General features: G+C 64.4%; 18 protein-coding genes and 1 pseudogene. 7 read left to right on the plus strand and 12 right to left on the minus strand.

Annotation, left to right across the window (positions count from 1 at the left end):
- A pseudogene (locus tag KUV26_RS18640) lies at nt 1-302 on the minus strand (ABC transporter permease); the annotation flags it as partial.
- A 412-nt stretch (nt 303-714) separates the two neighbouring features.
- Here KUV26_RS18640 and KUV26_RS18645 point away from each other — a divergent pair.
- Nucleotides 715-3,135 (plus strand): FAD-dependent oxidoreductase, encoded by a 2,421-nt coding sequence (locus KUV26_RS18645; RefSeq protein ID WP_222509505.1) that lies wholly within the window; start codon nt 715-717, stop codon nt 3,133-3,135.
- Nucleotides 3,136-3,429: 294 nt separating this feature from the next.
- Here the strand turns inward: KUV26_RS18645 and KUV26_RS18650 are convergent, their stop codons facing one another.
- A complete protein-coding gene (locus tag KUV26_RS18650; RefSeq protein ID WP_222509506.1) occupies nt 3,430-4,974 on the minus strand; it encodes a trimethylamine methyltransferase family protein in 1,545 nt (514 codons plus the stop codon).
- A gap of 120 nt (nt 4,975-5,094) precedes the next feature.
- On the minus strand, nt 5,095-6,009 hold the full coding sequence (locus KUV26_RS18655; RefSeq protein ID WP_222509507.1) for a LysR substrate-binding domain-containing protein: 915 nt from the start codon (nt 6,007-6,009) through the stop codon (nt 5,095-5,097).
- Nucleotides 6,010-6,189: 180 nt separating this feature from the next.
- Here KUV26_RS18655 and KUV26_RS18660 point away from each other — a divergent pair, with 180 nt between their 5' ends.
- From KUV26_RS18660 to KUV26_RS18675, 4 genes are read left to right on the plus strand one after another with little or no spacing between them, the layout of a single operon-like run.
- A complete protein-coding gene (locus tag KUV26_RS18660; RefSeq protein WP_222509508.1) occupies nt 6,190-7,443 on the plus strand; it encodes a sarcosine oxidase subunit beta family protein in 1,254 nt (417 codons plus the stop codon).
- A 16-nt stretch (nt 7,444-7,459) separates the two neighbouring features.
- On the plus strand, nt 7,460-7,729 hold the full coding sequence (locus KUV26_RS18665) for a sarcosine oxidase subunit delta (RefSeq protein ID WP_222505217.1): 270 nt from the start codon (nt 7,460-7,462) through the stop codon (nt 7,727-7,729).
- Nucleotides 7,726-10,629 carry a sarcosine oxidase subunit alpha family protein gene (locus KUV26_RS18670; RefSeq protein ID WP_222509509.1) on the plus strand — a complete coding sequence of 968 codons (2,904 nt, stop codon included), beginning with the start codon at nt 7,726-7,728 and terminating at the stop codon, nt 10,627-10,629. Before KUV26_RS18665 ends, KUV26_RS18670 begins: the two co-directional genes overlap by 4 nt.
- The gene (locus KUV26_RS18675; RefSeq protein WP_222509510.1) at nt 10,616-11,260 is read left to right on the plus strand and encodes a sarcosine oxidase subunit gamma; all 645 of its coding nucleotides are present in this window, start codon (nt 10,616-10,618) and stop codon (nt 11,258-11,260) included. The genes KUV26_RS18670 and KUV26_RS18675 overlap by 14 nt, the downstream gene beginning before the upstream one ends.
- A 94-nt stretch (nt 11,261-11,354) precedes the next feature.
- On the opposite strand, the gene KUV26_RS18680 is transcribed toward KUV26_RS18675, so the two are convergent.
- The gene (locus KUV26_RS18680) at nt 11,355-12,632 is read right to left on the minus strand and encodes a M24 family metallopeptidase (RefSeq protein ID WP_222509511.1); all 1,278 of its coding nucleotides are present in this window, start codon (nt 12,630-12,632) and stop codon (nt 11,355-11,357) included.
- Nucleotides 12,633-12,720: 88 nt separating this feature from the next.
- On the minus strand, nt 12,721-13,839 hold the full coding sequence (locus tag KUV26_RS18685; RefSeq protein WP_222509512.1) for a trimethyllysine dioxygenase: 1,119 nt from the start codon (nt 13,837-13,839) through the stop codon (nt 12,721-12,723).
- A 3-nt stretch (nt 13,840-13,842) separates the two neighbouring features.
- Here KUV26_RS18685 and KUV26_RS18690 point away from each other — a divergent pair, with 3 nt between their 5' ends.
- The gene (locus KUV26_RS18690) at nt 13,843-14,649 is read left to right on the plus strand and encodes a TetR/AcrR family transcriptional regulator (RefSeq protein WP_222509513.1); all 807 of its coding nucleotides are present in this window, start codon (nt 13,843-13,845) and stop codon (nt 14,647-14,649) included.
- Nucleotides 14,650-14,703: 54 nt separating this feature from the next.
- Here KUV26_RS18690 and KUV26_RS18695 read toward each other — a convergent pair whose 3' ends face one another.
- From KUV26_RS18695 to KUV26_RS18725, 7 genes are all read right to left on the minus strand, one after another.
- Nucleotides 14,704-15,600, minus strand: a complete 897-nt coding sequence (locus KUV26_RS18695; RefSeq protein ID WP_222509514.1) for a complex I NDUFA9 subunit family protein — start codon at nt 15,598-15,600, stop codon at nt 14,704-14,706.
- A gap of 81 nt (nt 15,601-15,681) precedes the next feature.
- The gene (locus KUV26_RS18700; RefSeq protein ID WP_222509515.1) at nt 15,682-15,888 is read right to left on the minus strand and encodes a dodecin; all 207 of its coding nucleotides are present in this window, start codon (nt 15,886-15,888) and stop codon (nt 15,682-15,684) included.
- A gap of 145 nt (nt 15,889-16,033) precedes the next feature.
- On the minus strand, nt 16,034-17,497 hold the full coding sequence (locus KUV26_RS18705; protein ID WP_222509516.1) for an aldehyde dehydrogenase: 1,464 nt from the start codon (nt 17,495-17,497) through the stop codon (nt 16,034-16,036).
- Between the two features lie 12 nt (nt 17,498-17,509).
- On the minus strand, nt 17,510-18,547 hold the full coding sequence (locus tag KUV26_RS18710; protein ID WP_222509517.1) for an LLM class flavin-dependent oxidoreductase: 1,038 nt from the start codon (nt 18,545-18,547) through the stop codon (nt 17,510-17,512).
- Nucleotides 18,544-19,470, minus strand: coding sequence for a flavin reductase (locus KUV26_RS18715; RefSeq protein WP_222509518.1), 927 nt, complete (start codon nt 19,468-19,470; stop codon nt 18,544-18,546). The genes KUV26_RS18710 and KUV26_RS18715 overlap by 4 nt, the downstream gene beginning before the upstream one ends.
- Nucleotides 19,470-20,270 (minus strand): alpha/beta fold hydrolase, encoded by an 801-nt coding sequence (locus tag KUV26_RS18720; RefSeq protein ID WP_222509519.1) that lies wholly within the window; start codon nt 20,268-20,270, stop codon nt 19,470-19,472. The genes KUV26_RS18715 and KUV26_RS18720 overlap by 1 nt, the downstream gene beginning before the upstream one ends.
- Nucleotides 20,242-20,844, minus strand: a complete 603-nt coding sequence (locus KUV26_RS18725) for an amino acid synthesis family protein (RefSeq protein ID WP_222509520.1) — start codon at nt 20,842-20,844, stop codon at nt 20,242-20,244. Before KUV26_RS18725 ends, KUV26_RS18720 begins: the two co-directional genes overlap by 29 nt.
- A gap of 107 nt (nt 20,845-20,951) precedes the next feature.
- Between KUV26_RS18725 and KUV26_RS18730 the strand changes: the two genes are divergently transcribed.
- Nucleotides 20,952-21,626: a GntR family transcriptional regulator gene (locus KUV26_RS18730; protein ID WP_222509521.1), complete on the plus strand. Its 675-nt coding sequence runs from the start codon at nt 20,952-20,954 to the stop codon at nt 21,624-21,626.
- The last annotated feature ends 1 nt before the right edge of the window (nt 21,627 follow it).

The following is a 21,627-nucleotide window of genomic DNA, read 5'->3' on the forward strand; positions in this document are numbered from 1 at the left end:
AGGGTTTTCTTGCGGGTGCGGAAGGCGATGAAATAGGCAATCGGATAGGCCAGCGCCACCGTCGCCATGGTCACCGCGCCGGCAATCGCGATCGAGCGCAGCATCAGATGCCGCACCAGCGGATCGGTCGCCGCCTCAAGGTAGTTCGCCCAGGTCAGCGTCCGGTCAATCTCGACATAGGTCTGCGTCCAGAAGCTGTAGGCCACCAGTATCCCCAGCGGCGCAGCAACCAATACGCCAACATAAAGCGACGCAGGAGCACTGAGCGAATAACCTTTGCCTGCTTCACTCTGGACGTGCAATTGTCATTCCTCCCTGGCATTGGCGCCAATAACTGTCCGGGAAAGCGCTGAAGTTCCTTCCGCGCGCCCTGAAGAAAACCTCAGCACGCAGGACTGAACGGCATGGCCATTCCGGCGCCGGCACTGAGCACCCCAGTGGCCCGGCTGCCGCCCCGGCACCCGGAACGGCCTTGTTTTGCGAGCTGCCGTGGTGCCGTTTCCAGCCCGGCCGTCGGATCGTGGTCACTTAACGATCCGGCAGCAATGGATTCATCTCAACCAAATAAATTTTGATCGTCACCCAGAAAATTATAACGGCAGAATTTGCTGTGGAATCAAATTTGAGGACCCCGCAATTTAATTCGTTTGAGTTCCCCGGACCCCTGCTCGACAGTTTTTCGAATGAAACCTCAGCGACAGCAGGGCGAGCCTAATGGAAACAAAAGCAAGAGTGGTCATTATCGGCGGCGGGGTCGTCGGCTGCAGCATTCTCTATCACCTGGCCAAACGGGGCTGGAAGGACGTGGTGCTGCTGGAACGGCAGGAGCTGACCGCAGGCTCCTCCTGGCATGCGGCCGGCAACCTGTTCACCCTGACCGCCCCGGGGAATGCCGCGGTTCTGCAAAAATACACAATCGACCTCTACCCGGTGCTGGAGCGCGAAAGCGGACAGGACTGCGGCCTGCACTACAACGGCGAACTGCTGGTCGCGAAGGATGAGGAAGAGATCAAGACGCTTGCCATCGCCCATGCCTTCGGCAAACGCTACGGCATTGAATCCGAGTTCATTTCCCCGGAACGTGCCAAGGAGCTTGCTCCGACCCTCAAAACCGATGACCTGACCGCAATCCTGCACGAAAAGACCGCCGGCTACTGCGATCCGGCCAGCGTCACCCATGCCTTTGCCAAGGCCGCGCGCAACTACGGCGCCACCATCCACCGCCACACCCCGGTGCTGGAAACCAACCAGCGCCACGACGGCAAGTGGGACGTGGTGACCGAAAACGGCACCATCACCGCCGACTGCGTGGTCAACGCCGCCGGCCTCTGGGGCCGCGAGGTGGCGGCACTGGCGGGCATCACGCTGCCCCTGATGCCGGTCGAGCACCACTATCTGGTGACCGAAGAAATCCCCGAAATGGCCGAAATCGGCAGCGATCACGCGCTGCTCTCCTACGCCGATGCCAACCTCTACATGCGCCCCGAGGGCAAGGGCCTGCTGATCGGCGCCTATGAGAGCAAATGCATTCACTGGGCCGAAGACGGCACCCCGCTGGACTTCGGCCACGAATTGCTGCCCGACGACCTCAGCCGCATGGAGGAGGAATTCCTGCAGGCGGTCGAGCTGATCCCCAGCCTCGCCGATGCCGGCATCAAGAGCGTCATCAACGGCCCGATGATCTTCTCCCCCGACCTCGGCCCGCTGATCGGCCCCTACCCCGGCAAACCGGGCTATTTCTGCGCCAACGGCGTGATGACCGGCTTCAACCAAGGCGGCGGCATCGGCAAGGTACTGGCGGAATGGATCATCGACGGCGAGCCCTCGCTGGACGTCAGCTTCTGGGACGTGGCCCGCTACGGCGATTATGCCGGCAGCCGCTATGCCAAGCAGATGACCAAATACTGGTACGAAAACCGCTCCAGCCGCATCTACCCATACCAGACCTTCCCGGCAGCCCGCCCGATGAAAACCTCGCCCATCTACGACCGGCTGAAAGCCGCAGGCGCAGTGTTCGGCGAGACCTGCGGCTGGGAAGATGCCTACTGGTACGCGGCCAACGACGCCGAGCGGCAGGAGAGCTATTCCTACGAACGCCCCGCCTGGTTCCAGGCCGTCGCCCGCGAATCCCGCGCCGTGCGGGAAACCGCGGGCCTGTTCGAGCTGACCAGCTATGGCAAATACCGCTTCAGCGGCGCCGGTGCGGCGGCCTATCTGGACCGCATCATGGCCAACAAGATCCCGGCCGTGGGCAAAACCGCGCTCTGCCCGATGCTCAGCCATCAGGGCAAGGTCATCGGCGATTTCACCGTCACCCGCCTCAGCGCGGACAGCTGCCTGGTGCTGGGCTCCGGGTCGATGGAGAAGATTCACGAACGCTGGTTCCTGGAGACCCTGCCCGAATCCGGGGTCGCTTATGAGAACCTCACCAACCGCTATGCGGGCCTGCATGTGGCCGGCCCCAACGCCAAGGCGATCATGGCCGCGGTGGCCCCGGGCGTCAGCTTTGGCAGCGCCGACTTCCCCTTCCTGTCGGGCCGCGAGATGGAGCTCGGCCCCTGCCCCCGCGCCTTTGTCATCCGGGTCTCCTACACCGGCGAATGCGGTTACGAGATCTACATGCCGATGGAATACCAGCGCACGCTGTTCGAGGAGATCCTGGCAGCGGGCGACCCCCATGGCCTGACCCTCGCAGGCGGCCACGCGCTGATGGCGCTGCGGCTGGAAAAGGGCTTTGCCGGCTGGAACATGGAACTCACCTCCGACTACTACGCCCATGAAACCGCGCTGGCGCGCTTTGTCCGCTACGGCAAGGGGGACTTCATCGGCCGTGAGGCCGCCCTGGCCGCCAAAGAGGCCGGGCCGCGGGAATGCTTCGTGCAATTCGCCGTCGACGCGGAAAAGGCCGACGCCTATGGCGGCGAGCCAGTGTTCCTCAACGGCAAGCTGGCGGGCTACACCAGCTCCGGCGGCTATGGCTATTGCGCGGGCACCAGCCTGGCGCTCGGCTACCTCTACCCCAATGCCATCGACCCAGCCGCAGAATACGAAATCGAAATCGTGGGCAAACGGTGCAAGGCCCGCCTGCTGACCGCCCCGCCGGTCGACCCCGAGGGCCTGCGGATGCGCAGCTGACACGCCGGCAAAACCGGAACGGGCTGGGGCACTATCCTCACCGCATCCAGCCCCGTGAACCGGAGCAGCGCCTTCCAGGACTGCTCCGGTTCTTTTTTGCGTTCTTCCCAGTCCCGACGCGAACCCATTGAGGCCCCGGCAGGACACGTCCGCCTTCGCCGTCCCGACTGCGCCCCATAGCGGCCGCAGGATTTCGCCGGCACACAGCACAAAAAAGCTGCCCGGCCATGGGGAGCCGGGCAGAAAAACCTTGTGCAGCTCCGCTGCTGCACAAGGCTGGGAGATTGTTCCGGATCAGGCGGCGTTGCCGTGGATCTCCTGCTTGCGGCGGGCCATGTAATCTTTCAGCTGGTCTTCGATTGCCGCGTCAATCGGCGGCTGCTCGTATGCTGCCAGCATTTGCTTCCAGATCCCGTTGGCGCGCTGCGCGGTGTCCTTGCTGCCTCGGTCGCTCCAGTTCTCGTAATTGTCCCAATCGGACACCAGCGGCGTGTAAAAGGCGCTCTCGTAACGGTCCAGCGTGTGCTGGGTGCCAAAGAAATGACCGCACGGCCCGACCTCGCGGATCGCGTCCAGTCCGATGGCCGCATCAGAAACCTCAAACGGCTGCTGCGCCGCTGCCATCATCTGCAGCATCTCGGCATCGATGATCAGCTTCTCGAAGGAGGCCACCAGCCCGCCGCCCAGCCAGCCTGCGCCCTGGTTCAGCAGATGCACATGGCCGCTCATCGCGCCCCACAACGACATCTGGCTTTCATAGGCCGCTTGCGCGTCCACCGCGTTGGAGGCGGTGACATTGCTGGAGCGGAAGGGGATGCCATAGCGTCGCGCCAGTTGCCCGGTGGCCTGCGCCGCCAGGGTGTATTCCGGGGTGCCAAAGGCCGGTGAGCCGGTCTTCATGTCCACGTTGGAGGTGAAGCCGCCATAGATCACCGGGGTGCCGGGCCGCACGCATTGCGCCAGCACGATGCCGGACAGCGCCTCGGCGTTCTGCTGGGTCAGCGCGCCCGCAATCGTCACCGGCGACATCGCCCCCGCCAGCGTGAAGGGCGTGATGATCACCGGCTGGCCGTGCTTGGCCATCTCGATCAGCCCCTCGCCCATCGGACCGTCGATCTGCAACGGAGAGTTGGTGTTGATCACGGTGGTGAACACCGGCTTGCCGATCAGATCCTCGCGCGAGCACCCCAAGGAGATCGCCGCCATTTCCAGCCCGTCACGGGCACGCTCGGCGCCCAGCCCCCAAGGCTGCCAGTTCTTGTCGGTCAGGGTGATCTGCGCGAAATGCAGGTCCAGGTGGCGGCTCTCCTGCGGCAGGTCCAGCGCCTCGAACGGGCCGCCGCCTTCCTGATGCAGGATGTTCAGACTCTGCACCAGCTTGATGAAATCGCACATCTCCGCATAGGTGCCCTGCCGCCGCCCCCTGTCGAGATCCGAGACAAAGGCCGGGCCGCCAACCGAGGCAAAGATCGCGCAGTCATCGCCCAGCTGCACATTGCGCGCCGGGTTGCGGGCGTGCAGCGTAAAGGACGACGGCGGCAGTTTCAGCTTCTCTTCCACCAGCCCGCGGTCGAGCCAGACCATCTCCTCGCCGTGGTCCACCCTGGCCCCGGCTTCCTGCAGATAGCCCCGCGCTTCCGGGTCCAGCACTTTGACGCCGATTTCCTCCAGGATGGTCAGCGAGGCCTCGTGGATGGCCTCTATCTGATCGGAGCTCAACACGTTTGTGGGTGCAGTGCGGTAGCGAACCTGGGTCCAGGCCGATTGGGTCACAGCACCGCCGCTGCGGTCCGGCCGGGCGCCGCCACGGGCGCGTCTGCGTGCAGAGGTTCGGGTCATGGCTACCTTCCTGCGGAGAGCTATTTACTGTTCAACTGTACAATAGATAAGCATGGAAAGTCGCCCTGCGCAATCTTTATTGTTCAAATGTACAATAAAGTATCCGGCCGCCTGCCCGGATCAGCCAAGTGCCGCCCAAGCATTCCCGGACTCGCCGCTCACCGCGATCATCCAATTCCGGAAACGCGGCCCATACGGCAGGCCGGCGCCGCGGGGGGTGGTCACCAGCGCCAGGCACCAGCCGGTGGAAACGACCGTCGGCAATGGCGCCACCAGACGGCCCGCCACCAAGTCATGGTCCAGATACGGCCTGCGGCCCATGGTGATTCCCAGCCCTTCCTTGGCAGCTTTCAGGCAGCTGGAACACATATCCAGTTCCATGTAGCGGGCCTTCCTGTGATCCGCGATTCCCTGCGCCTCGAACCAGGACTTCCACTCCTCGTCCTCGGACAGGCTGGCGATCAGGGTGTGCTGAAGCAGGTCCTGCGGGCTTTCGACCGGGCCGTGCGCCGCCAGATACTCCGGCGCCGCCACCGGCACGATATCATCGGAAAACAGCACCGCGGCATTCTCCGGCACCTCCTCCTTCGGCAGATAGACCAGGGCAAAATCCGCTTCCCGGTTCAAACCGTCTCCCGCCAGTTCGGAGGTGCTCAGCCGCACCGCGATATCGGAGTGCTTCTGATGAAAGTCCCCCAATTGCGGAATCAGCCACACATCAGCGAGCGACGGGAACAGGTTCAGCGTCAGCTGCGACCGCCCAGTCGAGCGCGCCAGCGTATCTGTCGCCATTTCGATCCCGTCTAGCGCAACGCTTAGCCGCTCGAAATAGGCCTGCCCCACTTCGCGCAGGATCAGCCGGTTGTTGCGCCGGATAAACAGCGGCATCGCCACGAAATCCTCCAGCGCCTTGACCTGATGGCTGACGGCCGAAGCGGAAATGCCCAGCTCTTCCGCTGCCAGCTGAAAGTTGCAATGGCGCGCAGCTGCCTCGAAAGCCTTGACTGCAGCAAAGGGGGGAAGCCGTCTTTTCATAGTCCAATCCGCTGGATTTCAGGGTCCATCCAATCTGCCGCTTAGCGGCCGCTTCCACAATTGAAGATTTTTTTGAAGCACCGCTGAAATTTTTTACCCTGTCTGCAAAAGCACCCGCCGCGCCATCATCGCATCAGAGAACACCCCTCAGCACAAGGCCCGGAACGGGCGCCGGAGACGATGCAGTATTCGATCACATCCTTGGTGAAACAGGCCCTGCGCGGCCATCAGGGCTGGCCCGAAGCGTTCCGCCATCCGGAACCCCGGAAGCAGTATGACGTCGTGATCATCGGCGGCGGCGGCCACGGGCTGGCGACCGCCTATTACCTGGCCAAGAACCACGGGATCACCAATGTGGCCGTGCTGGAAAAGGGCTGGATCGGCAGCGGCAACACCGGCCGCAACACCACCATCGTGCGCTCCAACTACCTGTTGAACAGCGAAATCCCCCTGCTGGAATGGTCGCTGAAACTGTGGGAGGGCCTCAGCGAGGAGCTGAACTACAACGTGATGTTCTCCCAGCGCGGCGTGCTCGATATCTTCCACACCGACGGACAGCGCGACGAGGCGGTGCGCCGCGGCAACGCGATGATCATGAACGGCGTCGACGCGGTGATGCTGGACCGCCGACAGGTGCTGGAAATGATGCCGCTGGTGGACGAAAATAACGGCCGGTTCCCGGTGCTGGGCGGCCTGTTGCAGCCGCGCGCCGGCAACGCCCGCCACGACGCCGTGGTCTGGGGCTATGCCCGCGCCGCCGACCGGCTGGGCGTCGATATCATCCAGAACTGCGAGGTCACCGGGTTCGAGCGCGACGCCAACGGCCGCATGACCGGGGTGGAGACCACCCGCGGCCGCATCGGCGCAGGCAAGGTCGCGGTTGCCGTGGCAGGCCATACCAGCCAAGTAATGCAGAAGGCCGGAATCAGGCTGCCGGTCGAAAGCCACAAGCTGCAGGCCTTCGTCTCCGAGGCGGTGAAACCCTGCGTCGACACCGTCGCCACCTTTGGTGTCGGCCACCTCTACATCAGCCAGTCCGACAAGGGCGGCCTGGTCTTCGGCGGCATGCTGGACGGCTACAACAGCTTTGCGCAGCGCGGCAACCTGCCGATTGTCGAGGACGTGGCCGAGGCGATGATGATGTTCCTGCCCAGCTTGGGCCGGGTGCGCCTGCTGCGCCACTGGGCCGGCGTGGTCGACATGACCATGGATGGCTCCCCCTACATCTGCAAAACGCCGGTCGAAGGTCTCTATCTGAACGGCGGCTGGAACTACACCGGCTTCAAGGCAATCCCCGGCGCCGCTTGGTGCTTTGCCCATACCGTCGCGAACGACGCGCCGCACACCTACAACGCGCCGTTCCACCTTGACCGTTTTGCCGAAGGCCGCCCGGTGGATGCCACCGGCGGCGGCCCCTTCCCCAACCACCACTGAGGAGGGCTGACATCCCATGCGCATCCCCTGCCCGCTGTGCGGCGACCGCCCGCTGGAAGAATTCACCTACCGCGGCGACGCCACCCTCACCCGCCCCGCCGCAGACGCCCCTATGGAGGCCTGGGTCGACTACGTCTACCTGCGCGACAACCCCAAAGGCCCCCACCGCGAACACTGGCGCCACGCCCAAGGCTGCGGCAGCTGGCTGGTTGTGGACCGCAACACCGTCACCCACGAGATCACCCAGGCCATTCAGGCCCGCCCCGGCGGGGAGGTGCAGCGATGACCCGCCAGACCCACCGGCTGAATGGCACAGGCCGCCGCCTGGACCGCAGCAAGCCCATCAGCTTCACCTTCGACGGCAAGCGCTACGGCGGCTTTGAGGGCGACACGCTCGCCTCTGCCCTCTTGGCCAATGGCGTCCGGCTGGTCGCGCGCAGCTTCAAGTACCACCGCCCGCGCGGCATCTTCACCTGCGACCCGCATGAACCCAGCGCCCTGGTGCAGCTGCGCAGCGGCGCCCGCCAGGAACCCAACATCCCCGCCACCATGGTGGAGCTCTATGACGGGCTGGAGGCCGCCAGCCAGAACCGCTGGCCATCGCTGCGATACGACCTGTTGTCGGTGAACCAGCTGTTTTCGCCCTTCTTTGCCGCGGGATTCTACTACAAGACCTTCAAATGGCCCGCAAAATTCTGGACCGGCCTCTATGAGCCGGTAATCCGCCGCGCCGCAGGCATGGGCCGCCTTTCCGGCAGCATCGACCCCGACACCTATGAGAAGATCCACCACCACTGCGATATCCTGGTGATCGGCGGCGGAGCCGCAGGCATCAGCGCCGCCCGCGCCGCGGCCCAAAGCGGCGCCCGGGTGACGCTGATAGAGGAACACGCCCGACTCGGCGGTTTCGACGGTACCGGCCTGGAACAGGACATCGCCGAACTGGAGGCGCTGGTAAACGTCCGCATCATGCCCCGCACCATGGTGTTCGGCTGGTATGACAACAACACCTTCGGCGCGGTTGAGCAGGTCTCCGACCACCTGCCCGTCCCCGCCGCCCACCAGCCGCGCCAGCGGATTTGGAAGATCGTGGCCCCTCAGGTGATCCTGGCCACCGGCGCCCATGAACGCTCGCTGATCTTTGGCAACAACGACCGCCCCGGCGTGATGCTGGCGTCCGCCGCCGAACGCTACTTGCGCGACTATGGCGTCCGCCCCGGCAGCCGCGCGGTGATCTTCACCACCAACGACACCACCGCAGGCCTGGCCAAGGCGCTGGGTGCGGCTGGCGTGACCGTCGCCGCGGTGGCCGATGCCCGCAACGGCGATGAGATCGAAACCGTGCACGGCCGCACTGCAGTCACGGGTGTCACCCTGCGCCAAAGGGACGGCAGCCGCCGCACCGTGGACTGCGATGCGGTCTGCGTCTCCGGCGGCTGGAACCCGGCGGTGCAGCTGTTGGCACAGCGCGGCCAGAAACCGCGCTGGAGCGACGGCCTGCAGGCCTTCCTGCCGCAGGAGATGGCGGGTGCGGAGTTCCTGTGCACCGGCAGCCTGGCCGGGCTGGAGGACCGCGAAGACTGCCAGGCCCACGGCCGCATGGCGGGTGAGGTTGCAGCCCAGCGGTTTGCCGCCCCGGACAGCGCCGATCTGGCAAGCTACCACAGCTATCTGGAGGCCAATGAGGCGCGCGCCGCCAGCTTCGCCTATTTCGAGACCAGCGCCGGGAAGTCAAAGAAATTCATAGACTTGCAGAATGACGTAACAGCAGGAGACGTCTCGCTGGCGACCCGCGAGGGCTATCGCTCAGTCGAGCATGTCAAACGCTATACCACGCTCGGGATGGCCACCGATCAGGGCAAGACCTCCAACATCCACGGCATCGCCGCCATGTCAAAGGCGCTGGACAAACCGATGGACCAGGTCGGCACCACCGGCTTCCGCCCGCCCTACCGCCCGGTCAGCCTCGGCGCGCTGGCAGGCCGATCCCGCGGCAAGCACTGGCGCCCGATCCTGCGCACCCCGCTGCATGGCTGGGTCGAGGACAAGGGCGGGGTGTTCATCGAATCCGGCCTCTGGCACCGCAGCCAGTATTTCCCCAAACCGGGCGAGACCATGAGCCAGGCCATCAGCCGCGAGGTCCAGGCCGTGCGCAGCGCGGTGGGCTTCTGCGATGTCTCCACCCTGGGCAAGATCGACCTGCAAGGCCCTGATGCTGCGGCATTTCTCGACCGGGTCTACAGCAACGGCTTTGCCAAGCTGCCGGTAGGCAAGTCCCGCTACGGGCTGATGCTGCGCGAGGACGGTATCGTGATGGACGACGGCACCGTCTCAAGGCTGGCTGAGGATCACTACTTCATCACCACCACATCGGCAGAATCCGAGAGTGTTATCAGCCACCTGGAATACTGCCACCAGGTGCTGTGGCCAGAGCTGGACGTGGCCTTCGCCGATGCGGGCGAGGACTGGGCCGGCACCGCCCTGGCCGGTCCCCGCGCCCGCGAGGTGCTGGCCCGGATCGCCCCGGAGCTGGATGTGAGCAACGCCGCCCTGCCCTTCCTGGCGGCGCGCGAATGCACCATTCTGGACGGGGTGCCCGCGCGGCTGTTCCGGATTTCCTTCTCAGGCGAGCTGGCCTATGAAATCTATGTGCCGTCCCCCTATGGCCGTCCCCTGGCCGAGGCGCTGGAGCGCGAAGGCGCGGACTTCGGCATCACGCCTTATGGGGTCGAGGCACTGGACGTGCTTCGCATTGAAAAGGGGCATGTCAGCTCGGAGCTGAACAAGTTCACCACCGCAGCCGACCTGGGCCTTGGCATGATGATGTCCAAGAAAAAAGACTTCATCGGCCGCGCCCTCAGCAGCCGCCCGGGGCTGACCGACCCCGACCGCGAGGTTGTGGTGGGGCTGAAACCTCTGGACCCTTCGCACAGCTTCCGCCAGGGCGCCCATATCACTGCCAGGGGCGCCCCCCTCGCACCGGAGAATGACGACGGCTACATCACCTCTTCCGCCTGGAGCCCGACACTGGAAAGCCATATCGCCATCGCCCTGGTGCGGCGCGGCCAAGAGCGGCTCGGCGAAGTGGTTGAGATCATCGACCCCCTTCACGGTGAGGACCCCGTCCCGGCCACCATCGTGTCCCATCACTTCTATGATCCGGAGAATGCCCGTGTGCGCAGCTGAAGCCCGTTCCCCGTTCTGCCTCGAAGGCCTGGACCTGACCGGCATCCCCGCGGCAGGCCCCGCCGGGGTCGAGGCCCGGATCGTCACCGGCACCGCCGTGCTGCGGATCATGCCCTTCCACGGCCAGGCAGCCGCCGCCGGCGCCGCGCTGGCGCCATTCGGGTTCACCACCCTGCCCGCGATGGGGCGTTTTGCCGAGGAAGGCGAAAACCGCCTGGCCTGGGCGGCCGGCAACTGCTGGCACCTGATCAGTCCCCGCCCTGCCCCGGCGCTGGAACAGGAGCTGAAACAGGCGCTTGCCGGGCTGGCCGCCGTCAGCAGCGCCGGCGGCGGGTTCCTGCGCCTGCAGATCAGCGGCACCGCCGCCTGCGCACTGATGGCCAAGGGCTGCGTTCTGGACCTGGACCGGATTGAACCCGGCCGCAGCGCCGTCAGCCTGATGGCGCACACAAAGCTCCACCTGCACCGCCGCGCGGACATGGGCTTCGATTTGCTGATCCCCGCCAGCCACGCCGCCAGTTTCTGGGAGTGGCTGGCCATGTCCGCCGCCGAATTCGGACTGGCGGTCCAGACAACCGCGGCTGCCGCACTGGAAGACAGAGCCCCCGCTCCGGCGGCCCTCTCCGCCTGACCCGGCAGCGGGTCACCTGCAGGCCCCAACTGCAGAAAAAAGCCGCTAGGCGCAAACCCGGCGGCTTTTTTTGGCGTCCACGCGTCCCTGCAGGCTAGGCCTCGAACTCCTCCCACGGGTAATGGGACAGCAGCTCCCAGCCGGTTTCGGTGACGTGGATCATCTGCTCCAGCTTCACACCTTCCATCGCGCCCTCCTCGCCGATGTAGGATTCGACCGCCAGCACCATGCCGGGTTCGACCGCGCCGTCATAGCCGTATTCCTCCAGATCCTCGCGGTAGGGGATCGACGGGTATTCGTCGCACAGCCCCACCCCATGCGCCAGGCAGCCATAGCGGTTCTTTTTGAAACGGTCCGGGATCGGCCAGGACTTTTCCGCAATCTCCCGGTAGGACATGCCCGGCTTGATCACCTCCATGTTGAACTCCACCTGCTCGCGCGCCAGCCGGTAGAGGTCCGCCTGCTCCCGCGACCAGACATCGCCGCAGACCCAGGCACGGGAGATATCCGCGCAATAGCCGTAAGGCCCGACCAGGTCGGTGTCGAAGGACACCATGTCACCCGCCTCGATCACCCGCATCGAGCTTTCGTGAAACCAGGGATTAGTGCGCGGGCCGGAGGCCAGCAGACGGGTTTCGATCCATTCGCCGCCTTCAGCGATATTGACCTCATGCAGCTTGGCCCACAGGGCGTTCTCGGTGATGCCGGGCCGCAGCGCATCGCGCATCGCATGCATCCCCTTGTCGGCCACCGCGATTGCCGCCTTCATCAAGTCCAGTTCTCCGGGAGATTTGATCGAGCGCGCTACTTCTGCCACGCCTTGGCCATCCACGATCTCGAACCCCAGATCCTGAATGGCGGTGCCGCCCAGATGAGACAGCCGGTCAATGGCCAGCCGCCTCTCGCCCGGGCAGTAGCGGGCCATCAGCCCGCCGATCTGGCTGCCGAAGGCACTGGCCCATTCCGCCATCCGGTTGCCCGCGGCAAAGAAGTAATGCGCCTTCATCACCCCGTAACTGTCCACTGTCGGCAGGCCCTCCGCCAAGAATGGCATATCGGCATAATCCAGCAAGGTCACCGGCCCGTCGGCGGGCACGAACACACAGCGGGTCTCGAAATGCATGCACCAGATCTGCATGTTGGTGCAGTCGGTGGCATATCGGGTGTTGATCGGGTCCAGCAGCAGGAGCGCCGGCAAATGCTGACGCTGCATTTCCGACTGCAGCCGCCCCAGCCGGTAGCGGCGCACCTCATCCAGGCCGGCTGGTGCCTCGGAATGGTCCAGCGCGCCATGCTGCACCGGCCCGCCGCCTCGCTCCACCCGGACCGGCCAGCCGCGGTCGTGGTTGCTGATCACTTTATTCCTGGCCATCCCAGCCTCCTGACAGCTTGCTTCTGCCTGATTGCAACGCCGCCGGCCGGCCCGTTGATCCGGCTGGCCGGGCCGTCGCTCGAGCGGATCAGCCCCGCTTGCGCAAAAGCCGCAGCCTGGACAGGAAATCCTCTTTGTTGTGATAAGCCCCGCACAGGCGGCGGTGACCCTCATAGGCCTCTCGCGCGTGCAGCACCCGCCAGTTGTCGAACAGCACCACCGTGCCCGGGCGCAGGCCGAAGCGCAGCTGGTAAGCGCGGTCGTTGATCAGGCTGTTAAACAGCGCCAGGCTCCGGTAGAAGGCTGCCTGACGGCTGTCCTCCAGCCGGAACGGCGCCCGGTCATAATTGTTGTAGGTGATCTTGCGCAGGCCGCCGTCGCGGTCCAAACCAATGATCGGGTTTTCCGCCATCAGATGCACCCCGTCACCCTTGTACTGCGCCGGAACCGGCACACTGGAAAGCACCTCAAAGGCTTCCGGATCCTGCTCCCGGATCACCTCCGCCACCTTAAAGGCATCGACAAAGATGCTCTCGCCGCCAGTGCCATCGAACTCGAGGCAATGGAAAGCCTGGTAGCCGGGGGAGTCGATGGCATAGGTGCCGTCGGTATGCGGGCCGATTTCCACCGTCGAATAGGCGGTATCGGCAAAGGCCTTGTTGGCGGTGAAGTCCCAGAATCCGCCAAAGATGGTCTGGCGGATATAGCCCACCCGCTTCAGCAGCTCCTCGGTGGCCTCCGGCGTCGCCGGGACGCCGGTCACCAGCGCAAACCCGTGCCGGTCGACAAGGTTCAGCCACTCCGCCAAACCGCTGCAGTCCACTGCCATCACCGCTGAATAGGGCACCTCCGGCAGACCGTCCTCCATATCCGCCGCCATCCAAAGGCGCTTCGGGCGGTCCTCCTGCCACAGGCCCGGCTCCGCCATCGCCTCCAGGAAGGACACCGGGTATTCACTTTCCTCAGCCTCCTGCGGCCAGGCCACGTAAACCGTCCCGGCTTCCAGCCGTGCGGAAACCGGCGCCAGGTCTGCGGGGATTGCAAACGTATCGACCGACCGCTGCTGCGAATCCGGGTTCATGCTGCGGGCACTATGGCAGTGGTCGCGCAGCCACACCGCCGGATAGCGGGAGACCCGCCCGTTTCCGGCCCAGCACACTTCCAGATGTGTGCCGGACACCTGGAGAGATTCGATTTTGACAGACATCCCGTGCTCCTGTTTGCAGATTCAACTGTGCTGCTCCAAACTATTGTACATTCGTACAGTTTGCGTCAAGTTAAATTGTACGAATGTACAATAGGCATTTTTAACCAGCGGGATAACGGTTTGCACTTCCAGACGGCTGCTGTACAAATATACAATTACCCGGAAACAGGCAGGGATGGATCAGCCGTGACCAACCAGAAGAGACAGCGCCTCAACCCCGAGGACCGGCGCCGGCTGATGCTGCAGGGCGCCAGGGCTTCACTTGCGAAGTACGGCGCCCAAGGCACCGGCGTCCGGGAGATCTGCAAGGACCTGGGGGTTTCCCCCGGCCTGCTCACCCACTACTTCGACGGCAAGGACAGTCTATTTCTCGCGGCTTACCACGACATGGCTCAGCAATATCTTTCCGAAGTCCGCGCAATCACAGGCGACACAAGACTGTCAGCGGAGGAGAGGCTGAAGCAGCTGTTTCAGCTGTATTTTTCAGACGAATGGTCAAACGGCGGTGTGATCGGAACTTACACAGGCTTCTGGAGTCTTTCGCAAACCAACCCGGAATTGAAATCTGCCTTCGAGGAAACTTTTCAGGAGCAGCGGAGCGCCTTCGAGCTCTTGATTAAAAGCCTTATCGAAGAACGCTGCATAACTGTGGATTCCGAGACGTTCGCCACCTTCCTCCTGGTTTTCCTGGAGGGGGTTTGGTTCGAAAGCTGCCTGAACCCCAAGGCGGTCGACAAGGCAAGAATTCAGGCGTTCTGCTGGGACTGGCTGGAATGCTACCTGGCGGCCAAAAGCACGGCCCCAGCCTGACACCCGCCCCTGTCGGCGTGTTCCAGCCCGGACGACAAACCGCTTCCGGACGGCCTAAATCAGCCCCAGCGCGACGGCGGAATGCGGCCTGATCCCAAGATCGGGAAACCCGGCAATCCCTTCCCCAACGGTATTGTCCCGCTGCATCAGCGCGATCTGCGCCTGGGTCACCGGCGGGTGCGGCAGCAGCGACATCAGCGCCGCTGCAAGCCGCCACAGCACAAAGGGCACCGGCAGCAGCAGGCGGCGGTGGCCGTTCCGGGCCGCCAACCGCTGCAGGATGTCGCTGTAGGCAAACACATCCGGCCCGCCCAGCTCATAAATTTTGCGCTGCGCCCGCGGTCCTTCAAGGACACGGGCAACCGCCTCGGCCACATCCTCGACCCAGACCGGCTGCAGCCGGGTGCGGCCAGTGCCGAACAGCGGGATCACCGGCAGACGGGCTACAAGTTTCCGCAGGTCCCCGAAGAAAACGCCGCCCTGGCAGAACATGACGCCGGGACGCAGGATCACAGCAGCCGGACAGGCGCTGCGCACCGCGACCTCGCCTGCCGCCCTAGCCCGCACATAGGCCGAAGCCGAATGCAGGCTGGCGCCGATCCCGGAAATATGAATCAGCCGCTGGCCAGGGGTTTCCTGCACCAGCCGGGCAATCATTTGGGCACCGCTCACATGAACGTCCTGATAGCTCTGCTGCCGTGTCTCGGCGTAAAAGCCGATGCAGTTCACCACCCATGCGGCCCCGCTCAGCGCGCGTGCCATGACACCCTGGTCCGCCAGATCCACCTGTACCTGCACCGCACCGGGCCCCCACTCCTGCGGAGCCGCTGCTCCCGGCGTGCGGGTGCCTGCGCTAACGCGGAAGCCCTGCTGCTGCAGACGCCGCACCACCCGGCGGCCGAGAAACCCCGTACCACCCAATACGATCACGCTTTGAGGGCTGATCTGCATCTCCTGCCGCTCCGCATCCGGATCTGCGCCACCAGATAGTGCAGCGGGACCGGTGCGCCACCTGCAGATGAAAATTCCGGATTAGTCCAGCCGGAACCCGATTTTGAGCCCAACCTGGTAATGGGCGACCTTGCCGCCCTCCACATGGCCGCGGATCTCTCCGACCTCGAACCAGCTGATATGCTCGATTGTCTTCGAGGCGCGGACGATCGCCCCGCTGATGGCGTCCTCGATGCTGGATTGCGAGCTGCCCACCACATCCACTGTCTTGTAAATCGCGTCACTCATCACATCACTCCTGACTGCGCGGCCACACCGGCCGCAGTAGAGCTTCAGTGTGACCGGATCCACGCCCGCGTCCAACCCCTCTCAGCAGCCGGCCGGATCTGCCTGAGTTTTAGCCGGAAACACCTCCGTTTCCACCGGGTGCGGATCAGCGCATCACAAACGGATCCGGGATCGGATCGTCGCTGGTGCGCAGCCAGACCGCCTTGACCTTGGTGTAATCCAGCGCCGCCTGCAGGCCGCCCTCGCGGCCGTGGCCAGACAGGCCGTGGCCGCCGAAGGGGGCAATCGGGCTGACCGCGCGGTAGGTGTTGACCCAGACGATGCCCGCGCGGATGCCCCGGATCATCCGGTGCGCGCGGGTGAGGTTCTGGGTGAACACGCCGGACGCCAGCCCGAAGGCGGTGCTGTTGGCGATCTCCAGCGCCTGCGCTTCGGTCTCGAACGCCACCACCGACAGGACGGGGCCGAAGAATTCGGTGCTGAGGCAGGGAGCCTCCGGCGCGTCAGAGCAGTCCAGCACCGTCGGCGGGAAAAAGAAGCCCTCCCCTTCCGGCACGGTGCCGCCGGTGACCAGCTTGGCCCCCGCCTTCACCGACGCCTCGATCAGGTTCACCGCATGGTCGCGCTGTTTCAGAGTGCACAGCGGCCCGACTTCGGTCGCCATGTCATCCGGCGCGCCAATGACCACCGCTTCGGCTTTCTCTTTCAGCCGCGCAAGGAAGGCGTCCTTGATGCCCTTCTGGATCACCAGCCGCGATCCTGCGACACAGCTTTGCCCGGTCGCAGCAAAAATGCCCGACACCTGCGCATTCACCGCGCTTTCCAGATCGGCGTCGTCAAACACAATGAAGGGCGACTTACCGCCCAGCTCCAGCGAGGTGGAGGCGAGGTTTTCCGCGGAATTGCGCACGATATGGCGGGCAGTCTCCGGCCCGCCGGTGAAGGCCACATGGGCCACTTTGGAATGGCTGGTCAGGGCAGCCCCAGCCTCCGGCCCGCCGGTGATCACGTTCAGCACACCGGACGGAAAGTCGGCCTGATCAAAGATCCGGGCGAATTCCAGCATAGGTGCCGGGCCTTCCTCCGAGGCCTTCAGCACCACCGTACAGCCCGCCGCCAGCGCCGGGCCGATTTTGACAGCGGACAGGAACAGCTGCGAGTTCCACGGCACGATGGCGGCCACCACCCCCACCGGCTCGCGCCGCAGCCAGACCTCCATGTCCTGCTTGTCGATCGGCAAATGCGCGCCTTCGATCTTGTCGGCAAGGCCAGCATAGTAGCGGTAGTATTCCGCCACATAGGCGATCTGGGCCGAGGTCTCGCGGATGATCTTGCCGGTGTCGCGGGTTTCCAGCTCCGCCAGCCGCGGGGCGTTTTCCGCCACCAGATCGGCCAGCCGCATCAGCAGCTTGCCGCGCTGAGTGGCGGTCATACCCGCCCATTCGCTGGAGAAAAACGCAGCTTCCGCTGCCCTGACCGCCCGGTCTACATCGGCCGCCGAAGCGGCAGGCATCTGCGCCCAGGGTTTGCCGGTGGCCGGATCGAGACTCTCGAAGGTCTCGCTCGCGTCCTCAAACGCACCGCCGATATACTGCTGGAAGGTCTGCATTCTCAGATTCCCTTATTGAAACGCAGGCATGACTTCGGTGATGAACCGCTCAAGCGAGGCTTTCTTGCGCTCGAAACTCATGCTGCTGTCGATCCAGAACGAGTATTCATCATAGCCTAGGGCTTCGTATTTCTTCAGCCGCTCGATCACCGCCACGGGTTCGCCGATCACCAGATCGCGCTCCATCGCCTCGGGCGAGTAGAACGGATGCGCGGCAATCTCCTCGTCACTCAGCGGATCAATCAGGCCCTGGCTGACGTCCCGCTTGTTCATGAACCAGGCCCCGAAGTAGCAGTAGAAGCGATTGAGCTCCTCTGCCCCGCGTTTCACATCCTCGGCGCTGTCCGCGACATAGGTGTGCTGCAGCAGCATGATCTTGGGCCGCGGCACGCCGTTGTGCTTGGCACAGGCATCGTTGAACTTGCCCATCAGGTCAGTGATTTCCTCATCACCCTTCCACAGCGGCGTCACCTGCACATTGCAGCCATTGGCCACGGCGAACTCGTGGCTGTTGGGATCGCGCGCCGCGACCCAGATCGGCGGGCCGTTCTCTTGCACCGGTTTCGGGGAAGACGTGGTTTTCGGGAAGGAATGAAACTCCCCCTCCTGCGCATAGTCGCCCTGCCACAAGCTCTGCACCGCCGGGATCAGCTCACGCATCCGCTGGCCGGCCTCCCAGGCGTCCATGCCCGGCATCATGCGCTCGTATTCATAGGAGTACGCCCCTCGGGCGATGCCCAGGTCCAGGCGGCCTTCGGTGATGATATCGGTCATCGCCGCCTCACCGGCCAGCCGGATCGGATGCCAGAACGGCGCAATCACGGTGCCGGTGCCCAGCCGCACGTTCTTGGTATGCCGCGCCACGTCAATGAGGTTCAGAAACGGGTTTGGCGAGATGGTGAAATTCATCCCGTGATGCTCACCGGTCCAAACCGCATGCATACCGCCGTCATCGGCAATTTTGCACAGCTGGATGAACTCGTCATAAAGCTGCTTCTGATCGTCTGCCACGGAAATCCGCTCCATATGCGCAAAGAGGGAAAATTTCATGCGCCCTTGCTCCCTGTCGCCACGGGACGGACCTGCCCGGTGGTCTGATTGCCATAATACACCCCGAAATTGCCCATCCGGGCTTCACTCGCGAACCGTTCCAGCATGGTGCACATCGCCGCGTCGGCAATGTCCATCAGCGTGGATTGGGTCAGCGGTGTGAAAACGCCCTTGGCCGGTGTGCCGCCAGCCGATTGGCAAAGGAACGAGATGTGCTGATGTTCGCGCGCTTTGTCTTCGTAAACGGAATAGATGAACCCCGGCTCGGCCTCGACACCAGTGTCCGCGATCAGCTTGGCCAACGCGGCAGAGGCACCCTCCTTACCCACCCGGATTTCCGGCAGCGTCAGCTTGCCCTGGTCGTTGCCTATAAGCAGCACCTCGCCCTCGTGCTCGATCAATGCCGAGACAATCAGCTTGGCGCCTTGGGTCAGGGCTTCGGCCTCGGCAGCGGCGGTCACATAGGCGCCGCGGGCATACCCCAGCCCCGGCGCGGGTGAGGTTTCAAACGCCTCCACCCGGCCGATCAGGATCAGGTGGTCGCCCGCCTCAACCCGGTTGTGCATGGCGCAGTCGAACCAGGCGGAGACACCCTCGAACACCGGGCTGCCCTGCGGTCCCCGTTGCCAGCTGACGGCGGCAAAGCGGTCCTCTACAGGGCGCGCAAATGTGTTGGAGACATCCTTCTGGTCCTCCGCCAGTACATTGACGGCGAAGCCGCCCGCCTGTTCGAACGCCGCGTAGTTGCTGGAGGAGTTGGCAATGCACACCAGTACCAGCGGCGGGTCCAGCGACACGGAGGTGAAGGAATTGGCGGTAAAGCCGATGGGGTTCCCGTCCGGATCGTGCGTTGTCACCACGGTGACGCCGGTCATGAAGGTGCCGAATGCGTTGCGCAGGGCGCGTGGATCGATCTCGCTCATTACGTCGCTCCTTCGGTGTTCAGCCAGTCCCGCAAGGCGGCGTTGACCGCTGCAGGCGCGGTCAGATTGACCATATGCCGGTGACCTTCGATGACAACCGCACTGCCCTGCTGCACGGCATTCGCCATGGCCTGCGCCATTGCGGGTGTCGAGTTTGGATCGCCATCGCCTGTCAGCGCCAGAAGCGGGCAGCGGATGCCCGCAAAGCCGTCCGCATAAGTGCTGTCGCCGCGGGCAAAGGCGGTGTAGGCGGCGGCATAACCCGCCAGGTTCACGCCTGACAGCCATCCGGCCACTTGCGCCCGTGCCGCCTGGTCGGTCTCGCTCTGCCCGAACCAGCGCGCCAGCGGCGTTTCCAGGTCAAAGCTGCCCGCGCGGATTTCCGCAGCGCGCGCCTCCACCGCAGCCCGCGCCTCGGTAGAGCGGCGGAACACCCCGTTCAGCAATGCCACACGGGCCACGTTCTCAGGATGGCAGACCGTATAGCCACCTGCAATCAGCGCGCCCATGGAATGCCCCGCCAGGCTGACCGGCCCCAGATCCAGCGCCTGCAGCGCGGCATGCAGCCAGGCCACGTAATCCGGCAGCTCTGCCCCCTCCGGCAGCGGTGCGCTGCCGCCGTGGCCGGGCATGTCCAGCGCAATCACCTGATGGGTCAGGCTCAGCGCCTCGATCTGCGGCCCCCAGGCCGCCGATTGCATGCCGACCCCGTGGATCAGCACCACCGGATCGCCGCGCCCTGCCCGCAGGCAGGCGACGGCGCCGTAAGGCTCAGACGGCTGCAGGGTTGTCGACGTCATGACCCAGTTCCTTCAGGTCCTGATAGCGGTCGCCGATCCGGTGATGCGGCCGCCCGCCGATGGAGGCGCCAAGCGCAATCACGATCTCATCCGGGCCCGGCGCATCGGCCACGGACAGCTGGATGGTCAGATAATGGCTGCGCCGCCCGCCGTCGTTCTTGTCCATCAGCGGGATCTGCAGCGAGGCATTGGCAGGCCCGCGGGTGTTGGTGAAGGCCAGGTAGGATTTCGCCCCCACCGCCTCGCGGAAGTGATTGCCAAACCGCAGGGTGTGGATGAGGGCGGAGGCATGCTCCACCTCGCCATTGACGCCGACGATGGCGGATTTTCCGTAGCCCTCGACCTTGCCGCCGCCGCCTGCGGCTTCCAGGATCATCGCGGTCAGCTTCTCTCCCAGACCGGGCGCACAGTCATGGATCGCCGGGCGCAGGTCCTCGACAAAGCCCTGCCCTGCCCAGGGGTTTTTGATCACCGCCACCGCGGCAATCATCTTGAGCGGGGTTTCCGCCGCCTTGCCGCCCTCGATCAGGGTTTCTTCAACATGCAGCAGCGTCTTGCGGATTTCGGCGGGCATGGGCGGGTCTTTCTTGTCTGATTCCAGTTGCCGTAATATGGTATACCATCATACAGTATGTCAATGCAGACTTGTTCCGCCCTGCCCCCGTTGCTATCGGAAGAACTATGACCAGCCCCATCATGAGCAAAATCGACCACCAGCCGCAGACCCTGCGCGATATCGTGCAGGAGCGGATGCGCGAGGCGATCATTTCCGGCCAGTTTGCCCCCGGAGAACGGCTGGTGGAGCGGCCCCTGTGCGACCAGCTTGGCGTCAGCCGCACCGTGGTGCGCGAAACCATCCGGTACCTGGAGGCAGAGGGGCTGGTGGAGATCCTGCCCGGCAAGGGGCCGATTGTGGCGCAGCTTACGTGGGCCGACGCGCGGCAGATCTACGACATCCGCCAGATGCTGGAGACCGCCGCCGCCACCGCCTGCGCACAGAACATCACGCCGCAGCTGGCAGAGCAGTTGAAGGCGGCGCTGCTTGAACTGCAAGAGGCCGTGGGCGCAGGCGTGCCCACACCGATGCTGCGGGCCACGACGGAGTTTTACCGCATCATCTTCGACGGCGCCGGCCACAATGTCGCCTGGGAAATCGCCCAGCGTCTGAACGGCCGCATCAGCCGATTGCGGGCGGTGACGCTGTCGACCGCGGAGCGCCAGAAACCCGGCCCCGCCCATATGCAGGATATCTGCGAGGCCATCGTGTCAGGAGATGCCAAAGCCGCCCGCACCGCCATCGATCGCCACCTGAGCGACGCGAAAGAGACAGCCGAACGGCTGCTAAACGAAAAATAGC

The organism is Leisingera daeponensis (assembly GCF_019801465.1).
GTDB lineage: Bacteria > Pseudomonadota > Alphaproteobacteria > Rhodobacterales > Rhodobacteraceae > Leisingera > Leisingera daeponensis_A.

Bases quoted from the DNA above. Each gene is read 5' to 3' on its own strand.
- KUV26_RS18645 (WP_222509505.1), top strand. From the start codon at position 715: ATGGAAACAAAAGCAAGAGTGGTCATTATCGGCGGCGGGGTCGTCGGC.
- KUV26_RS18650 (WP_222509506.1), bottom strand. From the start codon at position 4,974: ATGACCCGAACCTCTGCACGCAGACGCGCCCGTGGCGGCGCCCGGCCG.
- KUV26_RS18655 (WP_222509507.1), bottom strand. From the start codon at position 6,009: ATGAAAAGACGGCTTCCCCCCTTTGCTGCAGTCAAGGCTTTCGAGGCA.
- KUV26_RS18660 (WP_222509508.1), top strand. From the start codon at position 6,190: ATGCAGTATTCGATCACATCCTTGGTGAAACAGGCCCTGCGCGGCCAT.
- KUV26_RS18665 (WP_222505217.1), top strand. From the start codon at position 7,460: ATGCGCATCCCCTGCCCGCTGTGCGGCGACCGCCCGCTGGAAGAATTC.
- KUV26_RS18670 (WP_222509509.1), top strand. From the start codon at position 7,726: ATGACCCGCCAGACCCACCGGCTGAATGGCACAGGCCGCCGCCTGGAC.
- KUV26_RS18680 (WP_222509511.1), bottom strand. From the start codon at position 12,632: ATGGCCAGGAATAAAGTGATCAGCAACCACGACCGCGGCTGGCCGGTC.
- KUV26_RS18685 (WP_222509512.1), bottom strand. From the start codon at position 13,839: ATGTCTGTCAAAATCGAATCTCTCCAGGTGTCCGGCACACATCTGGAA.
- KUV26_RS18695 (WP_222509514.1), bottom strand. From the start codon at position 15,600: ATGCAGATCAGCCCTCAAAGCGTGATCGTATTGGGTGGTACGGGGTTT.
- KUV26_RS18700 (WP_222509515.1), bottom strand. From the start codon at position 15,888: ATGAGTGACGCGATTTACAAGACAGTGGATGTGGTGGGCAGCTCGCAA.
- KUV26_RS18705 (WP_222509516.1), bottom strand. From the start codon at position 17,497: ATGCAGACCTTCCAGCAGTATATCGGCGGTGCGTTTGAGGACGCGAGC.
- KUV26_RS18710 (WP_222509517.1), bottom strand. From the start codon at position 18,547: ATGAAATTTTCCCTCTTTGCGCATATGGAGCGGATTTCCGTGGCAGAC.
- KUV26_RS18715 (WP_222509518.1), bottom strand. From the start codon at position 19,470: ATGAGCGAGATCGATCCACGCGCCCTGCGCAACGCATTCGGCACCTTC.
- KUV26_RS18720 (WP_222509519.1), bottom strand. From the start codon at position 20,270: ATGACGTCGACAACCCTGCAGCCGTCTGAGCCTTACGGCGCCGTCGCC.
- KUV26_RS18725 (WP_222509520.1), bottom strand. From the start codon at position 20,844: ATGCCCGCCGAAATCCGCAAGACGCTGCTGCATGTTGAAGAAACCCTG.
- KUV26_RS18730 (WP_222509521.1), top strand. From the start codon at position 20,952: ATGACCAGCCCCATCATGAGCAAAATCGACCACCAGCCGCAGACCCTG.